This is a genomic window from Stenotrophomonas sp. YJH_SMC_40, from assembly GCF_059368615.1.
On sequence record NZ_JCAFRX010000003.1, the window covers coordinates 385,336 to 406,149 of the forward strand.

Genomic DNA, 20,814 nt, shown 5'->3' on the forward strand with positions numbered 1-20,814 from the left:
CGGAATCCCGTGATACCCCTGGTTGCCGGCCAGCGGCCGGCACTACCGCAGACCCCGCTTCGGCGGGGTTTGCTCTTTCTGGCGACGGGGCCAACCCCGCAGGCAGCCATGACCGATGGCCTTGGCAGCCCCGGCCGCACGGGCCTACCATCGGTTTTTTGCCGTCCTGCGGAGACCCCGATGAAACTGCGTCATGCCCTGCTGCCACTGAGCCTGCTGGCCGCCCTGCCCAGCGTCGCCGCTGCCCGTGGCCTGGAAGTCCGCGACATGGTGGCCATGGACCGCGTCTCCGCGCCGGTGCTGACCGCTGACGGTGGCACCGTGGTGTTCGCCAAGCGCAGCGTCGATGCCAACCTGAAGGCCTCCACCGCGCTGTTCGCGCGCAACCTGCGTACCCGCGATGCGGCGCCGCCGAAGCAGATCACCCCGGCCGGCTGGAACGTCAATTCCGCTTCGCTGTCGGCCGATGGCCAGACCGTGTATTTCCTCAGTGCCAGGAACGGCAGCCAGCAGCTGTACGCGCAGCCGATCAGCGGCGGTGCTCCGCGCCAGCTGACCGACTTCCCGGTCGACGTGGACAGCTACCACGTGTCGCCCCAGGATGACCGCGTGCTGTTCAGCGCCGGCGTGTTCCAGGACTGTGCCTCGGACCTGGCCTGCACCGAGAAGAAGCTGAAGGAAAAGAAGGACGCCAAGGCCAGCGGCCAGGTGTGGGATTCGCTGTTCGTGCGCCACTGGGACACCTGGAACGACGGTCGCCGCAACACCCTGTTCGTCGCTCCGCTGCCGACGGCCAAGGCCGGTGCGGTCAAGGGCGCGTCGGCGCTGAGCGCGACCATCGATGGTGATGCGCCGTCCAAGCCGTTCGGCGGCAATGATGACTTCGCGTGGTCGCCGGACGGCGCCAGCGTGGTGGCCAGCATCCGCGTGGCCGGCAAGCAGGAGCCGTGGTCGACCAACTTCGACCTGTACCGCTTCGACGCCGCCGGCAAGCAGGCGCCAGTCAACCTGACCGCCTCCAACCCGGCCTGGGATGCCGGCCCGGTGTTCAGCGCGGACGGCAAGACGCTGTTCTACCGTGCGATGAAGCGCCCGGGCTTCGAGGCCGACCGCTTCGGCCTGATGGCGATGGACCTGGCCAGCGGCAAGACCCGCGAAATCGCGCCGCAGTGGGATCGCTCGGCGGGCGGCATCACCCTGTCTGCCGATGGTGCCAGCATCTACACCACGGCCGATGACCTTGGCGAACACCCGCTGTTCCAGATCGACGTGGCCAGCGGCAAGGCCACCAAGCTGATCGGCGACGGCAGCGTGACCTCGGTGGATGTGGCCGGCAACAGCGTGGCGATCACCCGCAACAGCCTGAAGAGCAACGACCAGGTGCTGGTCGGCCTGCTGCCGGCTGCCGGCCAGCCGATCGGCGAACTGCGCGCGCTGACCCCGGCCGCCGGTGAGGTGCTCAAGGACGTCAGTTTCGGCGACTACGAGCAGTTCGAGTTCAAGGGCTGGAACAACGACACCGTGCATGGCTATGTGGTCAAGCCGCACAACTACCAGGAAGGCAAGTCCTACCCGGTCGCGTTCCTGATCCACGGTGGCCCGCAGGGCAGCTTCGGCAATGGGTGGAGCTACCGTTGGAATCCGCAGACCTACGCGGGCCAGGGCTACGCCGTGGTGATGATCGACTTCCACGGTTCCACCGGCTACGGCCAGGCCTTCACCGATGCGATCAGCCAGCACTGGGGCGACCGCCCGCTGGAAGACCTGCAGAAGGGCTGGGACGCGGCGCTGAAGAAGTATTCCTTCCTCAACGGTGACAAGGCCTGTGCGCTGGGCGCCAGCTACGGCGGCTTCATGGTCAACTGGATCGCCGGCAACTGGAACAGCCCGTTCAAGTGCCTGGTCAACCACGATGGCGTGTTCGACCAGCGCATGATGGGCTACGCCACCGAAGAACTGTGGTTCACCGAGTGGGAGCAGGGCGGCACGCCGTACCAGAAGGCCGCGAACTACGAAAAGTTCAACCCGGTCAACCACGTGGCGGACTGGAAGAAGCCGATCCTGGTCATCCACGGCCAGCAGGACTTCCGCATTCCGGTCGAGCAGGGCCTGGCCGCGTTCACCGCTGCCCAGCGCCAGGGCATCGAATCGAAGTTCCTGTACTTCCCGGATGAAAACCACTGGGTGCTGAAGCCGAACAACAGCATCCTGTGGCACGACACCGTCAATGCCTGGCTGAAGCAGCACATCGGCAACTGATGACTGCAGCGCCGCCCTTCGGGGCGGCGCTTTTGTTTCGCCATCTGCTTTACCGGTGGGGGCCGACCGTTGGTCGGCACACCCTCATGATCCGCCGCCAACAGCAGCCGGCCAGCGCCCGGCTCTACCCAGAGCACCTGCATGATCCAGAACGACATCGTCGTCTTCGGCTTGATCGCCGCCACCCTTGGCGCCGTGTTCTGGACCGCTTCGCGCGAGCAGGGCCTGTGGAAGCGCTTCTACACGTTCGTGCCGGCGCTGCTGCTGTGCTACCTGATTCCCGGCATCTACAACACTGTCGGCCTGATCGATGGCCAGAACACCAAGCTCTACAACCCGATCGCACGCGACATCCTGCTGCCGGCAGCGTTGATCCTGCTGACCCTGGCGGTGGACATCAAGGGGATCCTGCGGCTGGGCCCGAAGCTGGTGCTGATGTACCTGGGCGCCTCGGCCAGCATCATGCTCGGTGCGGTGGTGGCGTTCCTGGCGATGCGCGCGCTGCATCCGGAAACCGTGGCCGGTGACACCTGGGCCGGCATGGCCGCATTGGCAGGCAGCTGGATCGGTGGCGGTGCCAACATGCTGGCAATGCGCGAAGTATTCGACGTCAATGCGACCACGTTCGGCCAGTTCGCGGTGGTCGATGTCGGTGTCGGCTACGTGTGGATGGCGGCACTGATCTTCCTGGCGGGGCGGGCAGCGAAGATCGACGCGCGCAGTGGCGCCGATACCTCGGCCATCGATGAACTGAAGGAGCGCATCGCGCGCTTCCAGGCCGAACATGAGCGCATTCCCAGCCTCACCGACCTGATGCTGATCGTGGCGGTGGCCTTCGGCGGCGTGGGCCTCTCGCACGCCATCGGCGCGCCGCTGGCAGCATGGTTCAAGGCCAACGTCAGCTGGGCCTCGCAGTTCAGCCTGGACGCGCCGTTCGTGTGGGTGGTGGTGCTGTCGACCACGCTGGGCCTGAGCCTGAGCTTCACCCGTGCGCGCACGCTGGAAGGCGCGGGCGCATCGCGCCTGGGCTCGCTGCTGCTGTACTTCCTGATTGCCTGCATCGGCATGCAGATGGATCTGCTGGCGCTGCTGGATCGCCCGTGGCTGTTCCTGCTCGGCCTGATCTGGATTGCCGTGCACATCGTGCTGCTGTGGTGCCTGGGCAAGCTGCTGAAGGTGCCGTTCTTCTATTTCGCCATCGGTTCGCAGTCGAACATCGGTGGACCGGCCTCTGCGCCGGTGGTGGCCGCGGCGTTCCATCCGGCACTGGCGCCGGTGGGGGTGCTGCTGGGCACGATGGGCTATGCCACCGGCACATACCTGGCCTACATCGTCGGCATCACCCTGCGCGCGCTGGCCGGGCAGGGCTGATGGGGTAGTGCCGGGCGCTGGCCGGCAACCAGGTAATGCTTCACGGGTTCATGAGGTTGCCGGCCAGCGGCCGGCACTACCGATGCGTTACGCCACCGGCAACCCGCGTTCGATCCGCCACGCCTTCGCGTCTTCGGCGTCCTGCTCGAACCGCGCAGAGTGAAAAGAGGGGCGCCGCAAGGTCCGACGCGTCGCCACGCGCCCGTGGCCAACCGCGCCCGCGGCCTTACGCCACCGGCAATCCGCGTTCGATCAACCACGCCTTCGCGTCTTCGGCGTCCTGCTCAAACCACGCCTGTGTCGACCCCAGCCGATACGTGTACCCCCAGGCATCCATGTCGGCCATCAACCGCGCACTGCCAACACCAGGCAGCTGCCCGGCCAGCACGATCTGCAGGTAGCAGGTGGCATCTTCCTCGGCGACCGAATCGGTGGCGTCGGTGTGCACCTGCGCGCGCCGCTCCGGCGGCAATACGATCAGGTGGCAGGCTTCATGCAGCATCGAATGCACCGGGGTGTCATCGCGCACATAGACATTGCTGGCGATGATGCCCGCCTCGGGCTCGCCCCAGTAGCTGCCGGGAATCGGTTCGCCTGCGGCCACGTGGTGCAGGCGAAGGCCATGCGCGGCGAGCAGGCACTGCGCGTCGGCGAAGGCGATGTCGCCCACGCAGGTGATGTCCACGGCGGTTGTCGTATCGGTCATGCAGGTCACGCGGCCCCGCCCATGCAGGCACGGGCGGGGCGGGGCATCAGGGTTTGTCCGGGCCTTCAGGCAGCGCCACGGAGATGTCCAGCACATCGTGCTGGCCATCCTTCACCAGGTCGACCTTCACCGCATCGACGTCGATGTTCACGTACTTCTTGATCACTTCCAGCAGCTCGCGCTGCAGCAGCGGCAGGTAGTCCGGGCCACCGCGGTGGCTGCGTTCCTGCGCGATGATGATCTGCAGGCGGTTCTTTGCGGTTTCGGCGGTGGTCTTCTTCGCTTTGAGGAAATCGAACAGGCCCATGCTTACCCTCCGAACAGCTTGCTGAAGAAGCCCTTCTTCTCGACGCTGGTGAAGCGCATCGGGCGATCTTCGCCGAGGATGCGCGCGACGGCGTCGTCATACGCCTGGCCGGCAGCGGATTCGACATCCAGGATCACCGGTTCGCCCTTGTTGGAGGCATTGAGCACATCGCCCGATTCGGGGATCACGCCGATGGCCTTCAGCCCCAGCACTTCCTCGACGTCGGCGATGCTGAGCATCTCGCCGGTTTCCACGCGCAGCGGGGTGTAGCGGGTCAGCAGCAGGAAGGCAGGCACGTTCTGGCCGGATTCGGCCTTGTGGGTCTTCGAGTCCAGCAGGCCGATGATGCGGTCGGAGTCACGCACCGAGGACACTTCCGGGTTCACCACCACCACGGCGCGGTCGGCGAAGTACATCGCCAGGAATGCTCCCTTCTCGATGCCGGCCGGCGAGTCGCAGATGATGTAATCGAAGCCATCGGCGGCCAAGTCCTTCAGGACCTTGCCCACGCCTTCCTGGGTCAGTGCGTCCTTGTCGCGGGTCTGCGAGGCGGCCAACACATACAGGTTGTCGAAGCGCTTGTCCTTGATCAGGGCCTGCTTGAGGGTGGCTTCGCCATGCACGACGTTGACGAAGTCGTACACCACGCGGCGTTCGCACCCCATGATCAGGTCGAGGTTGCGCAGGCCGACGTCGAAGTCGATCACCGCCACCTTCTTGCCGCGCCGCGCCAGGCCACAGGCCAGGCTCGCGCTGGAAGTGGTCTTGCCCACGCCGCCCTTGCCGGAGGTGACTACGATGATTTCAGCCAAAGGACTTCTCCTGGTTCTGCATTAGTTTGGGGCTGCGTCAGTCCAGCGCAGCGATCTTGATCTGGTCCTGTTCCAGCCACACCTGCACGGCCTTGCCGCGCAGGTTGTCCGGAACATCGTCCAGTACCTTGTAGTGGCCTGCAATGGCCACCAGTTCCGCATGGAAATCACGGCAGAAGATGCGTGCCGCGGTGTTGCCCTGGGCCCCTGCCAGCGCGCGGCCGCGCAGGGTGCCGTAGATATGGATGCTGCCATCGGCGATGACCTCGGCGCCGGCGCCGACGGTGGCCATCACGGTCAGGTCGCAGTTCTCCGCGTACAGCTGCTGGCCTGAACGCACGTTGCCCAGCTGCATGCGGCCCGGCTGCGGCGCGGCTGCATCGGCGATCTTGGCTACCGGTGCGGCCGGGGCTGGCTTCGGTTCGGCACGCGCGGCGCGGCGCGGTTCCGGTGCGGGCGGCGGCGGGGCCGCTTCGGCCTCGGCACGTTCGTACTGGGCGCGGAACTTGGCCAGCAGCGGCAGGCCGAGCTGCTGCGAGAGCAGGTCGACCGCGCTGGTGCCATAGGCCAGCGCCACCGGCAGCACGCCGGCGCTGCGCAGGCCATCGACCAGCGCCTGTGCGGTGGCAACGTCCGGAACCTGGCTCAGGCCGCCGAAATCGAGGATCACCGCCGCGCGGCCGAACAGCTTCGGCGCGCGGGTCACGCGCTCGCGCATTTCCTGCACGAGGCGTTCGACATCAAGGGTACGGATGCGAAGGTTGGCGATGCCCACCTGGCCGATCTTCAGTTCACCGGCCTGTTCGTAATCGAAATTCACCGCCACGCTCAGGTCCCCGTCGGCCGCTGTGCCTGCGCCGGCAGCTGCCGGGCGCGTGTCCATGCCACATCCGGCAGCTTGCCGCCGTAGGTCTCCTGGACCCACGGGTAGCTGCACAGTTCCTTGGCCAGCATGCTGGCACGCACATCGACCTGGGCCATGGTGTTCTGGCCCAGCTCGCGGAAGCCGAAGCTGCCGTGGAAGAGCAGGGCGGCATCGGCGCCGTGGTCGAGGAAGACTTCGCAGGTCATCTGCGGGTAGCGCAGCTCGGCAAAGCTCTGCGCGTCGGCATAGAACGCACGGCCGACGCCACCGCCGCGGCGGCGGCTGGCGACCACGATGCGGTCGATGTAGAAGAAGGGGGTGTCCAGCTGCTGCTTGAACCAGGCGAAGTTGCTGCTGTCGTGCTGGCTGTCGCTGCCGAAGCCGATCAGGAAGCCGGCCAGGTTGCCGTCGCGCTCGGCGACGCGGAAATACTCAGCGGTTTCATAGAACAGGCGCAGGCGGGCCGCATCCAGGGGAAGGATGGCCAGGCCAGCGTTGTTGTTCAAAGCCAGGACGGAATCGAGCTCGTGCTCGCGCACGTCGCGGATGACAATCGACATTGTGACTCCGTGGGGTAACGCGGTTGGTCCATCAAGGGACCCTGCGCACGATTATTGCATGCCCGGGGTGGGCTGCGGCATGAACAGGCGACCGGGCAGGCATGACTTCCGTGGGGTGCGGTGTGCAGGCCGGGCCCGTAGAGTGCTGGCATGTTGGGAGTCCTCAGCCATACCCGCGTCCTTCGCCTGGCCGGCCTGTTCACCTGGGTCATGGTCGGTCTGCCCCTGGCGTACTCGCAGTTCGAGAACCTGCACAGCCGCGGTGACATGGGCGGCTGGGCGGTCCTGCTGTTCGTCGCCTACCTGTCCTTCGGCACCTCCTATTACTGGCTGACCCGCATCCTGCGCAGCGACAGCCCCACCAGCTGGCTGGACCGCGGCCTGCTGCTGCTGCTGACGATTTCGGCGCTGGGCGTCAGCTTCCTCAGCGGCTCGGGCCTGGGCAGCATCCTGATGATGGTGGCCGCCGGGGTCATCCCGTGGATGCTGTCGGTGCGGCTGGGCGTGCTGTGGCTGCTGGTCAGCCAACTGGCGGTGGCCCCGGTCTACTACTTGCTGCTGCGCTTCCCGTTGTTCGAAGCGGTGATGCAGTCGCTGCTGTACGGCGGCTTTTCCATGTTCATCTTCGTGACCAGCCTGGTTGCCCGGCAGCAGACCGAGGCGCGCGACGAACAGCGCCGGCTCAATTCAGAGTTGCGTGCCACCCGCGCCTTGCTTGCCGAGAGTGCGCGCGTCAATGAGCGCACCCGCATCTCGCGCGAGCTGCATGACCTGCTGGGCCACCAGCTGACCGCGCTGACCCTGAACCTGGAAGTGGCCGGGCACCTGGCCGAAGGGCAGGCGCTGGAGCACGTGAAGCGCTCCCACACCTTGGCCAAACTGCTGCTGGGCAACGTGCGCGAGGTGGTCAGCCAGCTGCGCGAGACCGGTGCGATCGACCTGGCCGCGGCGCTGCGCCCGCTGACCGAGAACGTGCCCTCGCTGGACATCCAGCTGGAGATCGAGGATCCGCTGAACGTGGAAGATCCCCAGCGGGCCCACGTCCTGCTGCGCTGCACGCAGGAGATAATCACCAACGCGGTGCGCCACGCCGGTGCGCGGCACCTGTGGATCAAGGTGTACCGTGAAGCCCCGGACCGGGTGGTGGTGGAGGCCCGCGACGACGGTGTCGGCGCGGACATGGTCAATGTGGGCAATGGCTTGCGCGGCATGCGCGAGCGCCTGCAACAATGTGGTGGCCAGCTGCAGATCGAGACCCGTCCCGGTGAAGGCTTCCGCCTGCGGGCAACGGTGCCGGCAACGGTGCTGGTGGCCGCCCTTACCAAGGTTCCTGAAGGAGTACGTTGATGATTCGCGTCTGCCTGGTCGATGACCAAACCCTGGTGCGGCAGGGAATCCGCTCCCTGCTGGCGCTCGACGATGGCATCGAGGTGGTGGCCGAGGCCGGCGATGGCCGGCAGGCGGTCGAGCTGATCCCGCAGGTGCGCCCCGACGTGGTCCTGATGGACATGCGCATGCCGGTGATGTCCGGACTGGAAGCGCTGCAGGTGCTGTCGCGGCAGGAACAGCTGCCGCCGACCATCATCCTCACCACCTTCGATGACGATCAGCTGGTGCTGGCTGGCCTCAAGGCCGGTGCCAAGGGTTACCTGCTCAAGGATGTGACCCTGGCACAGCTGGTCGGTGCCATCAGGACCGTGGCCGAGGGTGGTTCGCTGGTACAGCCGGCGGTGACCCAGCGCCTGTTGTCGGGCCTGGAGCACATGCGCAACGAGTTCGTCAGCCTGGACCGCCCGGATCCGCTGACCGACCGCGAGACCGAGATCCTGCGGCTGATGGCCAGCGGCTTCTCCAACAAGGAGATCGCCAACTCGCTGGGCGTGGCCGAGGGCACCATCAAGAACCACGTGTCCAACATCCTCTCCAAGCTGGGTGTGCGCGACCGTACGCGCGCGGTACTGAAGGCGTTCGAACTCCAGCTGGTCTGAGGAAAATCGTTTCGGTACAAAGACTTGGGTGATGGCAGGGGGTTCCGGCCAAGGTGCCCCCCTACTTGCCGGGCAGCGGTATGCGTTACCCTTCGAATTCTTTGTCCATACAAATACGCAGCCGGCAGGGAAACCGGTGCGCCAATCCCGATAAACAATGCCCGCGAAGCCTGCTAGGATTGGCGCTTCGCTTCAATCAACCCGGCCGTGGGATCGGCCCCGGAGACTCTCTGAATGACCCGTATTATCGAGTTCCTGATCGCCTTGGGGATCGTGGCTGGCCTGTTCGTCATCATTGGCGTATGTCTGCCGGGCGAGCGTCACATCACCGAAAGCATCGAGACCAACCGCAAGATGACGATCGTGTACGACACGGTCAGCAGCCTGCGCCGCTTCAAGGACTGGAACCCGCTGGTACTGCGCGATCCCGCCGTTGAACTGAAGCTGTCCGGCCCGGCCTCCGGCAAGGGTGCCACCCTGGACTTCACCTCCAAGGACCTGGGCACCGGCTCCTGGAAGATCACCGACGCCGAAGAGAACAAGCGCGTTGCGATCGCCATCGAAGACGCCACCAAGGGTCACGACAAGGTCACCACCTTCACCCTGGAGCCGACCGGCAAGGGTGGCCGCAACGTGAAGATCACCCAGGACTACTCGGTGAAGTACGGCTTCGACCTGTTCGGCCGTTATGCAGGCCTGTATGTCAGCCGTCAGATCGGCGACGACATCAAGATGGGCCTGTCGCGCATGGCCAACATGCTGGCTACCGTCCCGAACGTCGACTACCGCACGCCGGAAGCCCCGCTGACCGATCTGGCCATCGTCGATGTGCCGGCTGAGGATCTGCTGGTCGTCAACGCCGGTAACGTGGACCGCGGTCAGGACACGATCACCAAGTCCATCAAGGACAACCAGGAGTGGATCAAGCGCGTGATGGAGGCCAATGGCCTTGAAGCCGCCGGTCCGTTCCGCATCATCACCACCGACTTCGGCCAGGAGAAGTACGCCTTCGACATCGCCCAGCCGGTGAAGAAGAAGGGTGCTGAAGGTGCCACCGCTGAGGCCCTGACCGTCAAGATCGACGGTGGCGCTCCGGTGAAGTACGTGCACGTGGCTCCGCACCGCTCGGCACATGCGGCCTACACCGGCCACATGGCGGGTCTGGACGTTGCCCGCAACGGCCTGCGCGCCTGGGCTGTGACCTCCGGCAACGAAGTGATCGACCGTCCGTACGAAACCTGGAAGGATGGCATCGACAAGTCGTTCACCCCGGAAGGTACCTACGACATTTACTGGGCCGTCAAGTAAGCCTCGGCTGACCCATGTAGTGTTGGACACGAAAACGCGCCGCTCATTGCGGCGCGTTTTTTTTCATCTGGCGCCCGGAAAGGGCGCTGTGCAAGGAGCCCCCATGTTCAACCTGGAACGTCGCGCACGTAAGCCTTCCCTGCTGGCCTGCCTTGGTGCGCTGCTGGCGGCGGCCTCGATCGGCCTGTCCGCCTACGCATCGCACGGTGTGGCTGACCCGCTTTCACAGCAGCACCTGAACATGGCGGCACTGTATGCGTTCGCGCATGGCGCGGTGCTGGTGGCGCTTGGCCCGCGTGCGCAGGGGGCGACCGCGCACCTGGCGCTGTACGTGCTGCTGCTGGGCGTGTTGCTGTTTTCCGGCAGCCTGGTGGGTGGTGCGTTGTGGCAGTGGCCGACGCGGATGGCGCCGATCGGGGGCACCAGCATGATGGCCGGGTGGGTGTTGCTGGCGATCAATGCGTTGAGGCGGTGACGGTCGCAGGGCTGTCGCTCCGATCCATGCCGATGCGATCGTGATGGTTCATGGGCGTTACTTTTCTTTTCGCGCGAAAAGAAAAGTAACCAAAAGAAACGCGCCGCCGGCCGCGAGCCGGCGCTGCGCACCGGTCCCCTGCGCTCCTCGGCCCGTCGAGGGGCGGTGCGGGAACTCGCTGCGCTCAGACACCCGCACCTCTTCGCCCTCGCCGGACCTGCGGTGCTCGGCTCGCTTGAAGGCGGACCCAACAGCCGCGCGCTGATCCCTTATAGAAGCTTCGAGCGAAGCGACCCGCTTTTGTCTTTGCTCTCTTGTTCCATCCCGCGGCCATGCGCTGACCGCTCCAGGCTTTCGCCACGAGGGGCTCAGCCGTTGGCCGGTCTCCAGCACCAGTGCCACGGTTCGTAGACGATGCCGTGCGGGTTGTCGCGCGGGTAACTCAGATGGAAGCCGTGCCCGCCGGCATGCGCCTGCAGCCACGCGAACGCATCGGTGGCGTCGAACGATTCTTCAGCCGGCGCGTCGCCCGGTGTGCCGATGTCCAGTGCGTGGCCGCTGTGGTGTTCGCTGAAACCCGGTGCGGCATTCACCTTCAGGATCTCGGCCACGCTCAAGCCGCGCGCCAGCTTCCGTTCGAAGATGCCCAACTGGTAGGCATGGCTGCGGAAGCCGGAGATGGCATCCAGCGCAATTCCATCCTGTGCCGCGTGCAGTCGCATCCGCCGCCAGCCCTGCGCGGCGCCACGGCGCAGCCACAACGGGCGTGCGAAGCGGTCGCGACCGGCGAAGTGCAGCAGGCACGGCTCGGATTCCAGCGGCAGGCCGCTGTCGTCGGCATAGCGCTGCGCATCCAGGCCAAGCTGCTGCAAGCGCTGCTGCAACCCGGCCAGCGGCAGCCACTGTTCCTGCAGTGCGGCACCGAACGGGCGTGCCGCCGCCGTATCCAGCAGTGCCAGTGCTTCCTCGACCCCGGGCTCGCGCGGCAGGCGCGGCACCATGGCGTGCACACCCTGCGCCAGTACCACCGCCAGATAGCGGCCATCACGCTTGCGCCGCAGCACCCACTGCGCCTGCGACAGCAGGCGTGCATCCAGGTTGCTGCGTGCGCGCAACAGGTGGGCGGGCCACAGCTCGATGGCCTCGGTATTGATCAGCAGGGGGGCGCGTCGTTGCATCGCCGCAGCTTACTGCCGTGGCGCCGACGCGGCCACCTTGCGCAGCGCATCGAGCAGCGCCTGCGGCCGGTCCACACTGAGCAGCAGCGTGCTGCCATCACTGACCGGCAGGGCGAGCACGCGCGCACGGTCGGTGACCAGGGCGAAGCCCTTGCCGCCTCCCTGCAGGCGAAAGTGGCCCGAGTAGAAGCCCGGCATTGAATAGCCATTGGTTTTGACACGAATGCCGTAGCGGCGGTCACGCTGCAGGTCGACCACCTCGGCCTGGTCCAGCCGCAACTGCGCCACCGGCACCCGCCGCCGGTACATCGTTGAACGGACGTCCAGCACATCGCCGGCCAGTTCCACCCGGCGGCGGAAGAAGGCCGTGCCCAGTCCAATGCCCAGCAGGGCAATCACCAGCAGGCTCCATGCCGCACTGCCGCCCATCCGGAACCAGGGCGGCGACAGCGTTACTGCGATCCAGGGTGCGCTCGCCGGTGCCTTGTACAGCTGCGCATACAGGCAGGCCACGAAGGCAGCCAGCAGCGGCAGCACGATCCAGAGCACGCGCAGCGGCGAGCTCTCGGCCACGTCAAAGGGTTTCGGGTCGCTGCCGCCCATGGTTCAGGCCTCCTTCTTGAACACCAGCATCGCCGGGCGCATCGGCGCCGGGATGATGATGTTGACCAGTTCCCAGCCCAGTTGGCCCTGGCGGCTGAGTTCGGCCTGCACGTCCTCGGGCTTGAGTACACCCATCATGGACGTCTTGACCTCGATGGTCTGGTAGCTCCAGCGCTTGCTCATTCCTTGTCCTCCGGCGATGGCGTGGGTTTCGGCAGGCGTCCTGCCTTGCGCAGGGCGTCGCGCAGTACGTATTCGATCTGCGCGTTGAGGCTGCGCAGCTCGTCGTCAGCCCAGCGCTGTGCCGCGGCCAGGACCTCGGCATTGATGCGCAGCGGATAGGCTTTCTTCTCACTCATGAAAACTCCTGGCGGGGCGGTGGGGCGCCCCGTTGCGAGGATGGCTCAGTAAAGCGAACCGGCGTTGACGATCGGTTGGGTGCCGCGGTCCGAGCACAGCACGGTCAGCAGGTTGCTGACCATGTGCGCCTTGCGTTCCTCGTCCAGTTCAACCACGCCGTTCTTCTGCAGTTCGGCCAGGGCCATTTCGACCATGCCGACTGCACCGGCCACGATGCGCGTGCGCGCGGCGATCACCGCGTTGGCCTGCTGACGCTGCAGCATGGCCTGGGCAATTTCAGCGGCGTAGGCCAGGTGGCTGATGCGTGCGTCGATCACCTGCACGCCGGCGTCGGCCAGACGCTCGGCCAGCTCGTTCTTCAGGTGCTGGGAAATCTCGCTGGCGTGGCTGCGCAGGGCCAGCTGGCCATCCTCGTGCTGGTCGTAGGGATAGCTGGTGGCCATCGCGCGCAGCGCGGATTCGGACTGGATGTGCACGAAGCTCTCGTAGTCGTCCACGTTGTAGACCGCCTCGGAGGCATCGACCACCTGCCAGACGATCACCGCAGCGATCTCGATCGGGCTGCCGTCCAGCTCGTTGACCTTCAGCTTGCCGCTCTCGAAGTTGCGCACGCGCTGGCTGACCCGGCGCTTGGCATAGAAGGGGTTGTTCCAGCGCAGGCCGTTGTCCTTGACCGTGCCCACGTACTTGCCGAACAGGCTCAGCACCGCCGCCTGGTTGGGCTGGATGGTGTACAGGCCGGCCAGGATGAACACGCCCAGCGCCGCCAGCAGGGCGCCCAGCAGCATCAGCAGCAGATTGGGCGAGCCGGCGCTGGCCTTGGCTGCCACACCCAGTACGAACAGGGCGGCGCCAGCGAGGGCGACGAGCAGGGCGCCGGCCAGCGTGCCGAGGCCGTTGAGGGAAGACAGCGACTTCTCTTTCATGGCGGTACGTCCTTGAGGGTTCGTAGAAAAGATATCAAAGTGATATCACTTGTCGACTACCGTTCGTCGGATGCCGTGGCCGGGGCGGTCGGCCAGCTAGAATGCCCACCCGCCTTCACATCGCTGCTGGAACCGCCATGGCCAAGCTTGGAACTCCGTTGTCCCCCTCCGCCACCCGCGTGCTGCTGCTGGGCTCGGGCGAACTCGGCAAGGAGGTGGCCATCGAGCTGCAGCGGCTGGGCGTGGAGGTGATCGCCGCCGATCGCTATGCCGATGCGCCGGCCATGCAGGTCGCGCACCGTTCGCACGTGATCGACATGCTCGACGCGATGGCCCTGCGTGCGCTGATCGCCCAGGAGCAGCCGCACCTGGTGGTGCCGGAGATCGAGGCCATCCACACCGAAACCCTGGTCCAGCTGGAACAGGAACAGGGCCTGCGGGTGATCCCGACCGCGCGCGCTGCGCGCCTGACCATGGACCGCGAAGGCATCCGCCGCCTCGCCGCCGAGACCCTGGGCCTGCCGACCTCGCCGTACCGCTTCGTCGATACCGAGGCCGAATACCGTGCTGCCGTGGCCGCCATCGGCCTGCCGTGCGTGGTCAAGCCGGTGATGTCGTCCTCGGGCAAGGGCCAGAGCACCCTGCGCAGCGAGGCGGACATCGCCCCGGCGTGGGAGTACGCGCAGACCGGTGGCCGTGCCGGTGCCGGCCGCTGCATCGTCGAAGGCTTCATCGATTTCGATTACGAGATCACCCTGCTGACCGTGCGCCATGGCGGTGGCACCTCGTTCTGCGCGCCGATCGGCCATCTGCAGAAGGAGGGTGATTACCGCGAAAGCTGGCAGCCGCAGCCGATGTCGAGCGCCGCGCTGGCGCGTGCCGAAGAGATTTCGCGCGCGATCACCGACGACCTTGGCGGCTGGGGCCTGTTCGGTGTCGAGCTGTTCGTGAAGGGTGATGAGGTGTGGTTCAGCGAAGTGTCGCCGCGCCCGCACGACACCGGCCTGGTGACGCTGGTATCGCAGGAACTGAGCGAATTCGCGCTGCATGCGCGCGCCATCCTTGGCCTGCCGATTCCGGTGATCCGCCAGAGCGGCCCGTCGGCATCGTGCGCGCTGCTGGCCCACGGCGAGGGCGTGCCGTACTTCAACAATGTCGCCGCCGCGCTGCAGGTGCCGGACACCGCCGTGCGCCTGTTCGGCAAGCCGAGCGTGCATGGCCACCGCCGCGTGGGCGTGACCCTGGCGCGCGCGGAAACCATCGACGAAGCACGCGCCATCGCGCGTGATGCCGCCGACGCCATCGGCATCGAACTGCGCCCCTGAAAAAGGAGCGACGACCAACGGTCGTCGCCTACCGAATCCCGGTGGGTACCGACCGTTGGTCGGTACGCTGCTCTACCGCACGTCCACCCACACCAGGTGGTGGTCGCTGCCGTCGGCGATCTTCGCTTCCGGGCTTTCATTGGCCGGCCAGAAGATACCGCTGCCCACGTATTCGAAACCGGTCGAGGGCAGCACGTAGTCCAGGCGCATGGTGCCGGACTTCGGGCCGAAGTCGCCGGTGGCGTGGAACGGTGCGCCCTTGCGCTCGATGCCCTTGGCCGCATAGGCCAGGCTGGTCTGCTCGCCGCCGACGCTGCGCGGGGTTGGGTAGCGCAGCACGCGGGCGTTCTCGATCAGTTCGACGATCGCCTCATGGCGGCCATCGCCATCGACCGGGTCGTTGTTGAGGTCGCCGAGGATCACGAAGCGCGCGTCCTGCTCCAGGCCGCCGCACTGGCCCTTGTCGTCGCACAGCCACGGCTTGTCACCCTTGGACAGGTATTCCTGCCACAGGCGCAGTTCGTCGTGATTGCGCGCTGCGTTGCGCTTCTCCGGACCGTCGAACACCGGCGGGGTCGGGTGCGAGACCAGCGCATGCACCACGCCGGCCGGGGTCTTCACCGGCACGTCCCAATGCGACTTCGACGACAGCCGCAGCTGCGACCACACATGATCGTTGTAGAAGCTCTGGCCGGTACGCGGATCGACCGGGCGGATCGCACCGGGCATCGCGCTCCACTTCAGCAGCTGGAAGCTGCGCACCTTGGCTTCATCGATCGGATAGCGCGACAGCACCAGCATGCCGTACTGGCCCGGGTGCAGGCCGTAGCCCCATGCATCGTTGCCGCGGCTGCGGCCTTCGCCACCGACCACGCCGTTGTTGTCCAGGTCCAGCCCGCTGGGCACGCCGGTGTTGACCGGTGCCAGGTAGCGGTAGGCGAAGTGCAGCGGCTTGCCGCCGCCAGGCTGGGCCACTTCCAGGTAGCGCTTCTGGAACAGGTCGGCGGCGCGATGGGCGTCGTCGAAGTCGAACTCATTCAGCAGCACCAGGTCCGGGCGCACCTGCTGCAGCACCGCGGCGATCTTGCGCGCGTGCTCGCTGTCGCCTTCCAGCTCCTTGATCAGGCCGCCGGCGTCATCGGAGTACAGCGAGGTGTTGTAGGTGGCCAGGCGCAGCGCAGCGGATGGCTTTTCGGTCATCGCGGGGGACGTGGCGAAGGCAGGGGCGGTGGCGCCGCAGAGCAGGGCCAGGGCGAGGATCAGGGGATGGCGGCGGGTCATGTTCATGGGCCGTATTGTGCACCCGGCCCGGTGTCAGCGGTTTGTCAGCGCCCGTCCAGATCATTGTCGAAATCGTGCCAGCGGCGGCCATCGTAGGCTTCCAGCGGACGGAAGCGACGCTTGTAGTCCATCTTCTGGTGGCCGCGGATCCAGTAGCCCAGATACACGTGCGGCAGCCCCTCGCGGCGCGCCCATTCGATCTGTTGCAGGATCGCGAAGGTGCCCAGCCCGCGCGCGGCATGGTCCGGGTCGAAGAAAGTGTAGACCGCCGACAGCCCGTGCTCGGTGACGTCGGTCACCGCCACCCCCAGCAGCTGGCTGGGCTGGCCGTCGTGGCCGGGCAGGCGCATTTCCATGAAGCGGGTGTGCGACCAGCTGCCGATCAGGAACTGCTCGAACTCGTGCGGTCCATGGTCGTCCATGCCGCCGTTGGCGTGGCGGTGGGTGAGGTAGCGGTGATACAGCGCGAACAGGTCGTCGCGGGCGGTGGCGGCGGTGATCCGCACCTCCAGGTCGGCATTGCGGGCGGCGCAGCGGCGCTGGCTGCGGTCCGGAGCGAAGCGCGCCACCGGGATGCGCACCGCCACGCAGGCCTGGCAGTGCGCGCAATGCGGCCGGTAGACCAGGTCGCCGCTGCGGCGGAAGCCCCAGCGCAGTGCCAGCGGATAGAGCGCACCGAGGCGGCGGTCGTTCGGGTCCAGCACCAGGTCGCGTGCCACCCGGTCCGACCAGTACCCGCAGGGGTGCTCGCCGGTCTGGAAAAGTCGCAGTTCGTCGTCTCTGTCGCCATGTATCGCCATGGGCACAGCATAGCCCCAGGTTGTCGCAGTGGCGGCGACTGTCCGGCGGATGAATGGAATCGGCAGTAGCGTCAACCGACGTCGCGCCCGGGCGTTGTTGTCCCCCGAGGGTGAAGTGATCACCCCGACGCTGTTCCCATCCCCAGGAGTGACCTCATGATCCGTACCCCCCTGCTGCTGGCCCTGCTGCTGGGCACCTCCGCTTCCGGTATCGCGCTGGCCGCCGACACCCCGACCACGCCCGCGCCGCGCCCGGCCAGGCTGGACACCAACGGCGACGGCGTCATCGACCGCAGCGAGGCCGCCGCCAACCCGCGCCTGGCCGCGAAGTTCGACGAGCTGGACAAGAACAAGGACGGCAAGCTCTCGCGCGATGAGCTGCCGCGCTGGCAGTATGGGCGACGTGGCCACGGCGGTGAGCGCTGGGCCAAGCTGGACGTCAACAAGGACGGCCGCATCAGCCGCGAGGAAGCCAAGGCCGATCCGCGCTTGGCCGCGCGCTTCGACCAGCTTGATCTGAACAAGGACGGCTACCTGGACAAGGCCGACCGCGAGCTGCGCATGAAGCAGCATCGTGATGCCTGGTTCGCTGCCGCCGACACCAACAAGGACGGCCAGCTGAGCAAGGCCGAGTTCGACGCCGCCAAGGGCCCGATGCACGGTGGCCCGCGCCATGGCGGTCCGCGTGATGGCGCTGCGCCGAAGCCGCAGCGCTGAGGGTCAACGCAGTGAATGACGACAACGCCGGCAGGCTGCCGGCGTTGTCCGTTACACGTTTCCGTTGCGCATCAGCGCATATACCACCAGGCCGATCACGAATACGTTCGCCCCGATGATGCCGGTGCGCCCGTACACGGATTCGTATTTCCAGTTGGTTCCGCTGCGGCCGCGCCGCGCTGAATCGCGCGCGATCATGGGTGCCATCACGCGCTGCAGCGGCACCAGGCACTGGTAGTTCACCGTACCCAGGCCGATGACGAGAATCGCAAGTTGCAGCCAGATCGGCACCTGCAGCATCAGCGAGATCAGCAGGCTGGTGCAGACGACCATCGCGGTGAACGTATTGAGGTGCACGAAGCGCCGCACTGCTGTTCGTTCCTGCTGGGTGTCTGCGAAGCGCAGCAGGAAGCGGCCACCCAGATAGCTGCCGATGATGCCGCCGACGACGCCACCGGCAACGGTGGCCCAGTCGCTGGCGGGAATCAGGTGCAGCTGGCTGGCGGCGGCCGTCAGTGAACCCATGGCAGCCCCGCCTGCGGCACTGACGCCCCCCAGGCCCAGCTTGCTGCCGCCCATGCCGACACCAGCGCCGAGCAGGATCGCTGCGCTGGCCGTGCCGGGCGCGGCCACCAGTACCATCGAAACCACCGCCGTAGCGAATGCGGCGCTCGGCGCGCTGCTGCGCGCGAACTCACCGAAGCGCTGCAGCAGGCCGTCGCGCACCAGGGCACGTGCACGTGACAGGCGCTTGCGCACGGCTGCGTCGCTGAGCCCGAGCAGGTCGGCCACCTGCTGCGAGCGTTGGCCTTCGCGGTAGTACAGCAACAGCACCTCGCGGCTGTCGGCGGGCAGGGCGGAAATGATGTCCTCGGCGGCGATCTCTTCCTCCACCCGCTGCAGGCGGTCGGCCGCGCCCGGGGCCGGGTCGGCGGCCATGCCCATCGCCACCTCGGCGGCCTCGCCGGTCAGCGGCCGGCCACGTTGTGCACGCAGCCAATCGCGGGCCAGGTTGCGGGTGATCTGCCGAAGCCAGGGCAGGAAGCTGGTCGAACTGCGCAGCTGGTGCAGCTGCTGCCAGCCCTTGACGAAGGCTTCCTGGGCGATGTCCTCGCTGGCCTGGCGGTCGCGGGTGATGGCCAGCGCGATGGCGGTGACCGTGTTCTGGCAGGCCAGCACGATGCGGCCATAGGCGTGCTGGCAACCGCTGGCGGCGGCCGGCAGTTCGCGTTCCAGGGTCTGGTCGATCGATGCGGCGAACGTCGTCATGGCGGCGGCTCTCCTGCTGGGATTGTGTCCCATGACGGAGCCGCGCGCCCAATGTGACCGACTTTCTGTGCGGTAGTGCCGGCCGCTGGCCGGCATCCTCATGACAAAAAAGGGGACGGAGGGGATCAAGTCGTTTGAGGCACAAACGACTTGATCCCCTCCGTCCCCTTTTTTGCGGCTGCCGGCCAGCGGCCGGCACTACCCGTGCGTCATTTTGAGGGCTGGATGCGGACCCGCACTTCTTCCTCTTCCGGCGCGGCCTGCGGTGCCGGCTGTGCCCGCTGCGGCTGGGCCTGCGGGGCAGGGGCCGGTGCGACCGGTGCCGGGGCACCACGATGGCGCAGGCCGATCACCAACGCCACGCCGGCGATCACCACCAGCAGGGCGATGCGGATGCGCCAGGCCCAGCTGCGGCCGCCACTGCCCGGTTCCGGCGCGTCGCGGAAGGCGAACTCGGCGGTCGGGTGGTCGCGACGGGTGGTGTCGAGCAGGCGCGCCTCGCGCAGGATTTCACGCGCGCGCGGCTGGTCGTCGGCGCGTACGATCCACACCGCCGGATAGGCGTTGGCGTTGCCCAGGTCGGTATAGCTGAACTGACCGCGGCGGCGGGTCTTGTACGAGCGCCCGTTGGTCACCTTGACGTCGATGCCATGCTCGCGCAGGAGCTCGGCCACGCCTTCGACGGTTTCCACGCGCTGGCTGCTGAAGATCTGGCGCATGGGGTTACTCCTTGGCTGGCACGGCAGCGGCCGCGGCCTGGTCGGGAACGACGCGGATCAGGCCTTCCTGCGCGGTGCTGGCCACCAGCACGCCATTGCGGGTGAAGAACTGGCCGCGGGCCAGGCCGCGCGAATCCTGCGCGCTGGGGCTGTCCAGCGAATACAGCAGCCAGTCGTCGGCGCGGAACGGGCGGTGGAACCAGATCGCGTGGTCGAGCGAGGCCATCTGCACGTGCGGGTGGTAGTAGCTGATACCGTGCGGGAAGGTCGCCGTGCCCAGCAGGTGGAAGTCGGAGGCGTAGGCCAGCAGCGCCTGGTGCAGCTCCGGCGCATCGCCCACCGGTTCGCTCAGGCGCAGCCACACCTGGTGGTAGGGCGGGCGCTTGGGTGGGTTCAGTTCGTCGCGCGGGTACACGTGGCGGAACTCGAACGGGCCACCGCGCGACAGCCAGCGCTGCACCTTGATCGGCAGGCGTTCGAGCACTTCCGCCGGCAGCGGACGATTCGGCTCGATGTCTTCCGGCTGTGGCACTTCGGGCATCTTGTGCTGGTGTTCGGCGCCGGTCTCGGCCTGCTGGAACGAGGCCGCGCAGAAGAAGATCACCTTGCCGTGCTGGATCGCGGTGACCCGGCGCACCGAGAAGCTGCCGCCATCGCGGGTGCGGTCCACGTCGTAGACGATCGGGTGGTCGATGTTGCCAGCGCGCAGGAAATAGGCGTGCAGCGAGTGCACGTGGCGGCCATTGTCGACCGTGGCCTGCGCTGCGGCCAGCGCCTGGCCCAGCACCTGCCCGCCGAACACGTACTTGGTGCCGATGTCGCGGCTCTGCCCGCGGAACAGGTTGTCCTCCAGCCGCTCCAGCGTGAGCAGGTCGATCAGCTCGGAGACGACGGGTTCGGGCGTTTCGTTCAAGGGGGGGCGGCCACAGCAGTGAAGAGGCCCTGATTATACCGGTGCAGGCCAGCCCATCATCGGTAGTGCCGG

The 20,814-nt window shown here is 66.9% G+C and carries 23 protein-coding genes; 8 read left to right on the forward strand and 15 right to left on the reverse strand.

Annotated features, from left to right (window positions below; translation table 11 throughout):
• The first annotated feature begins 180 nt into the window (after positions 1-180).
• Both AC5P6X_RS07675 and AC5P6X_RS07680 read left to right on the forward strand, forming a co-directional pair.
• The gene (locus tag AC5P6X_RS07675; protein WP_049448737.1) at positions 181-2,259 is read left to right on the forward strand and encodes an alpha/beta hydrolase family protein; all 2,079 of its coding nucleotides are present in this window, start codon (positions 181-183) and stop codon (positions 2,257-2,259) included.
• 141 nt (positions 2,260-2,400) lie between these two features.
• On the forward strand, positions 2,401-3,630 hold the full coding sequence (locus AC5P6X_RS07680) for a DUF819 family protein (protein WP_005408530.1): 1,230 nt from the start codon (positions 2,401-2,403) through the stop codon (positions 3,628-3,630).
• Between the two features lie 226 nt (positions 3,631-3,856).
• Here AC5P6X_RS07680 and AC5P6X_RS07685 read toward each other — a convergent pair whose 3' ends face one another.
• The 5 genes from AC5P6X_RS07685 to AC5P6X_RS07705 are packed head-to-tail and all read right to left on the reverse strand — an operon-like array spanning position 3,857 to position 6,880.
• Complete coding sequence (locus AC5P6X_RS07685) at positions 3,857-4,336, reverse strand: hypothetical protein (RefSeq protein WP_005412610.1); 480 nt, start codon at positions 4,334-4,336, stop codon at positions 3,857-3,859.
• Between the two features lie 46 nt (positions 4,337-4,382).
• Positions 4,383-4,643, reverse strand: coding sequence for a cell division topological specificity factor MinE (gene minE, locus AC5P6X_RS07690; RefSeq protein WP_005408532.1), 261 nt, complete (start codon positions 4,641-4,643; stop codon positions 4,383-4,385).
• A 2-nt stretch (positions 4,644-4,645) separates the two neighbouring features.
• Entirely contained in the window at positions 4,646-5,455 is an 810-nt protein-coding gene (gene minD / locus AC5P6X_RS07695) for a septum site-determining protein MinD (protein ID WP_005408533.1), read from the reverse strand.
• A 37-nt stretch (positions 5,456-5,492) separates the two neighbouring features.
• On the reverse strand, positions 5,493-6,338 hold the full coding sequence (gene minC, locus AC5P6X_RS07700) for a septum site-determining protein MinC (RefSeq protein WP_043034132.1): 846 nt from the start codon (positions 6,336-6,338) through the stop codon (positions 5,493-5,495).
• Entirely contained in the window at positions 6,284-6,880 is a 597-nt protein-coding gene (locus AC5P6X_RS07705) for a GNAT family N-acetyltransferase (protein ID WP_005408535.1), read from the reverse strand. Before AC5P6X_RS07705 ends, minC begins: the two co-directional genes overlap by 55 nt.
• A gap of 150 nt (positions 6,881-7,030) precedes the next feature.
• Here AC5P6X_RS07705 and AC5P6X_RS07710 point away from each other — a divergent pair, with 150 nt between their 5' ends.
• From AC5P6X_RS07710 to AC5P6X_RS07725, 4 genes are all read left to right on the forward strand, one after another.
• Positions 7,031-8,227 carry a sensor histidine kinase gene (locus AC5P6X_RS07710; protein ID WP_005408536.1) on the forward strand — a complete coding sequence of 399 codons (1,197 nt, stop codon included), beginning with the start codon at positions 7,031-7,033 and terminating at the stop codon, positions 8,225-8,227.
• Complete coding sequence (locus tag AC5P6X_RS07715) at positions 8,227-8,868, forward strand: response regulator (protein ID WP_005408537.1); 642 nt, start codon at positions 8,227-8,229, stop codon at positions 8,866-8,868. Before AC5P6X_RS07710 ends, AC5P6X_RS07715 begins: the two co-directional genes overlap by 1 nt.
• A gap of 234 nt (positions 8,869-9,102) precedes the next feature.
• Positions 9,103-10,176 (forward strand): polyketide cyclase, encoded by a 1,074-nt coding sequence (locus AC5P6X_RS07720; protein ID WP_005408538.1) that lies wholly within the window; start codon positions 9,103-9,105, stop codon positions 10,174-10,176.
• 103 nt (positions 10,177-10,279) lie between these two features.
• Positions 10,280-10,651 (forward strand): DUF423 domain-containing protein, encoded by a 372-nt coding sequence (locus AC5P6X_RS07725; protein WP_033833348.1) that lies wholly within the window; start codon positions 10,280-10,282, stop codon positions 10,649-10,651.
• A gap of 368 nt (positions 10,652-11,019) precedes the next feature.
• Here AC5P6X_RS07725 and AC5P6X_RS07730 read toward each other — a convergent pair whose 3' ends face one another.
• The 5 genes from AC5P6X_RS07730 to AC5P6X_RS07750 are packed head-to-tail and all read right to left on the reverse strand — an operon-like array spanning position 11,020 to position 13,718.
• A complete protein-coding gene (locus tag AC5P6X_RS07730) occupies positions 11,020-11,829 on the reverse strand; it encodes a M15 family metallopeptidase (RefSeq protein WP_108270274.1) in 810 nt (269 codons plus the stop codon).
• Between the two features lie 9 nt (positions 11,830-11,838).
• Entirely contained in the window at positions 11,839-12,432 is a 594-nt protein-coding gene (locus tag AC5P6X_RS07735) for a PH domain-containing protein (RefSeq protein ID WP_049448399.1), read from the reverse strand.
• Positions 12,433-12,435: 3 nt separating this feature from the next.
• Complete coding sequence (locus tag AC5P6X_RS07740) at positions 12,436-12,615, reverse strand: DUF4177 domain-containing protein (RefSeq protein WP_005408542.1); 180 nt, start codon at positions 12,613-12,615, stop codon at positions 12,436-12,438.
• Complete coding sequence (locus tag AC5P6X_RS07745) at positions 12,612-12,791, reverse strand: type II toxin-antitoxin system antitoxin (RefSeq protein ID WP_005408543.1); 180 nt, start codon at positions 12,789-12,791, stop codon at positions 12,612-12,614. The genes AC5P6X_RS07740 and AC5P6X_RS07745 overlap by 4 nt, the downstream gene beginning before the upstream one ends.
• A gap of 45 nt (positions 12,792-12,836) precedes the next feature.
• Positions 12,837-13,718, reverse strand: coding sequence for an SPFH domain-containing protein (locus AC5P6X_RS07750; RefSeq protein ID WP_149500805.1), 882 nt, complete (start codon positions 13,716-13,718; stop codon positions 12,837-12,839).
• 137 nt (positions 13,719-13,855) lie between these two features.
• Here AC5P6X_RS07750 and purT point away from each other — a divergent pair, with 137 nt between their 5' ends.
• Positions 13,856-15,043 (forward strand): formate-dependent phosphoribosylglycinamide formyltransferase, encoded by a 1,188-nt coding sequence (gene purT / locus AC5P6X_RS07755; RefSeq protein WP_049448402.1) that lies wholly within the window; start codon positions 13,856-13,858, stop codon positions 15,041-15,043.
• 72 nt (positions 15,044-15,115) lie between these two features.
• Here purT and AC5P6X_RS07760 read toward each other — a convergent pair whose 3' ends face one another.
• Together AC5P6X_RS07760 and AC5P6X_RS07765 are read right to left on the reverse strand one after the other, a co-directional pair.
• Positions 15,116-16,330, reverse strand: a complete 1,215-nt coding sequence (locus AC5P6X_RS07760; protein ID WP_108270272.1) for an endonuclease/exonuclease/phosphatase family protein — start codon at positions 16,328-16,330, stop codon at positions 15,116-15,118.
• Between the two features lie 38 nt (positions 16,331-16,368).
• Complete coding sequence (locus tag AC5P6X_RS07765; RefSeq protein WP_495215391.1) at positions 16,369-17,124, reverse strand: arginyltransferase; 756 nt, start codon at positions 17,122-17,124, stop codon at positions 16,369-16,371.
• Positions 17,125-17,280: 156 nt separating this feature from the next.
• On the opposite strand from AC5P6X_RS07765, the gene AC5P6X_RS07770 reads away from it, so the two are divergent.
• Positions 17,281-17,841: an EF-hand domain-containing protein gene (locus AC5P6X_RS07770; RefSeq protein ID WP_108270270.1), complete on the forward strand. Its 561-nt coding sequence runs from the start codon at positions 17,281-17,283 to the stop codon at positions 17,839-17,841.
• A gap of 51 nt (positions 17,842-17,892) precedes the next feature.
• Here AC5P6X_RS07770 and AC5P6X_RS07775 read toward each other — a convergent pair whose 3' ends face one another.
• The 3 genes from AC5P6X_RS07775 to tesB form a co-directional block, all read right to left on the reverse strand.
• On the reverse strand, positions 17,893-19,110 hold the full coding sequence (locus AC5P6X_RS07775; protein ID WP_108270269.1) for an RNA polymerase sigma factor: 1,218 nt from the start codon (positions 19,108-19,110) through the stop codon (positions 17,893-17,895).
• A 209-nt stretch (positions 19,111-19,319) separates the two neighbouring features.
• On the reverse strand, positions 19,320-19,829 hold the full coding sequence (locus AC5P6X_RS07780; protein ID WP_033833354.1) for a pathogenicity-like protein: 510 nt from the start codon (positions 19,827-19,829) through the stop codon (positions 19,320-19,322).
• A 4-nt stretch (positions 19,830-19,833) separates the two neighbouring features.
• Positions 19,834-20,742, reverse strand: a complete 909-nt coding sequence (gene tesB / locus AC5P6X_RS07785) for an acyl-CoA thioesterase II (protein ID WP_108270268.1) — start codon at positions 20,740-20,742, stop codon at positions 19,834-19,836.
• Positions 20,743-20,814 lie beyond the last annotated feature (72 nt).

Coding starts and splice junctions, on each gene's coding strand:
- AC5P6X_RS07675 (WP_049448737.1), top strand. CDS start 181: ATGAAACTGCGTCATGCCCTGCTGCCACTGAGCCTGCTGGCCGCCCTG.
- AC5P6X_RS07680 (WP_005408530.1), top strand. CDS start 2,401: ATGATCCAGAACGACATCGTCGTCTTCGGCTTGATCGCCGCCACCCTT.
- AC5P6X_RS07685 (WP_005412610.1), bottom strand. CDS start 4,336: ATGACCGATACGACAACCGCCGTGGACATCACCTGCGTGGGCGACATC.
- minE (WP_005408532.1), bottom strand. CDS start 4,643: ATGGGCCTGTTCGATTTCCTCAAAGCGAAGAAGACCACCGCCGAAACC.
- minC (WP_043034132.1), bottom strand. CDS start 6,338: ATGGACACGCGCCCGGCAGCTGCCGGCGCAGGCACAGCGGCCGACGGG.
- AC5P6X_RS07705 (WP_005408535.1), bottom strand. CDS start 6,880: ATGTCGATTGTCATCCGCGACGTGCGCGAGCACGAGCTCGATTCCGTC.
- AC5P6X_RS07710 (WP_005408536.1), top strand. CDS start 7,031: ATGTTGGGAGTCCTCAGCCATACCCGCGTCCTTCGCCTGGCCGGCCTG.
- AC5P6X_RS07715 (WP_005408537.1), top strand. CDS start 8,227: ATGATTCGCGTCTGCCTGGTCGATGACCAAACCCTGGTGCGGCAGGGA.
- AC5P6X_RS07720 (WP_005408538.1), top strand. CDS start 9,103: ATGACCCGTATTATCGAGTTCCTGATCGCCTTGGGGATCGTGGCTGGC.
- AC5P6X_RS07725 (WP_033833348.1), top strand. CDS start 10,280: ATGTTCAACCTGGAACGTCGCGCACGTAAGCCTTCCCTGCTGGCCTGC.
- AC5P6X_RS07730 (WP_108270274.1), bottom strand. CDS start 11,829: ATGCAACGACGCGCCCCCCTGCTGATCAATACCGAGGCCATCGAGCTG.
- AC5P6X_RS07735 (WP_049448399.1), bottom strand. CDS start 12,432: ATGGGCGGCAGCGACCCGAAACCCTTTGACGTGGCCGAGAGCTCGCCG.
- AC5P6X_RS07740 (WP_005408542.1), bottom strand. CDS start 12,615: ATGAGCAAGCGCTGGAGCTACCAGACCATCGAGGTCAAGACGTCCATG.
- AC5P6X_RS07745 (WP_005408543.1), bottom strand. CDS start 12,791: ATGAGTGAGAAGAAAGCCTATCCGCTGCGCATCAATGCCGAGGTCCTG.
- AC5P6X_RS07750 (WP_149500805.1), bottom strand. CDS start 13,718: ATGAAAGAGAAGTCGCTGTCTTCCCTCAACGGCCTCGGCACGCTGGCC.
- purT (WP_049448402.1), top strand. CDS start 13,856: ATGGCCAAGCTTGGAACTCCGTTGTCCCCCTCCGCCACCCGCGTGCTG.
- AC5P6X_RS07760 (WP_108270272.1), bottom strand. CDS start 16,330: ATGAACATGACCCGCCGCCATCCCCTGATCCTCGCCCTGGCCCTGCTC.
- AC5P6X_RS07765 (WP_495215391.1), bottom strand. CDS start 17,124: ATGGCGATACATGGCGACAGAGACGACGAACTGCGACTTTTCCAGACC.
- AC5P6X_RS07770 (WP_108270270.1), top strand. CDS start 17,281: ATGATCCGTACCCCCCTGCTGCTGGCCCTGCTGCTGGGCACCTCCGCT.
- AC5P6X_RS07775 (WP_108270269.1), bottom strand. CDS start 19,110: ATGACGACGTTCGCCGCATCGATCGACCAGACCCTGGAACGCGAACTG.
- AC5P6X_RS07780 (WP_033833354.1), bottom strand. CDS start 19,829: ATGCGCCAGATCTTCAGCAGCCAGCGCGTGGAAACCGTCGAAGGCGTG.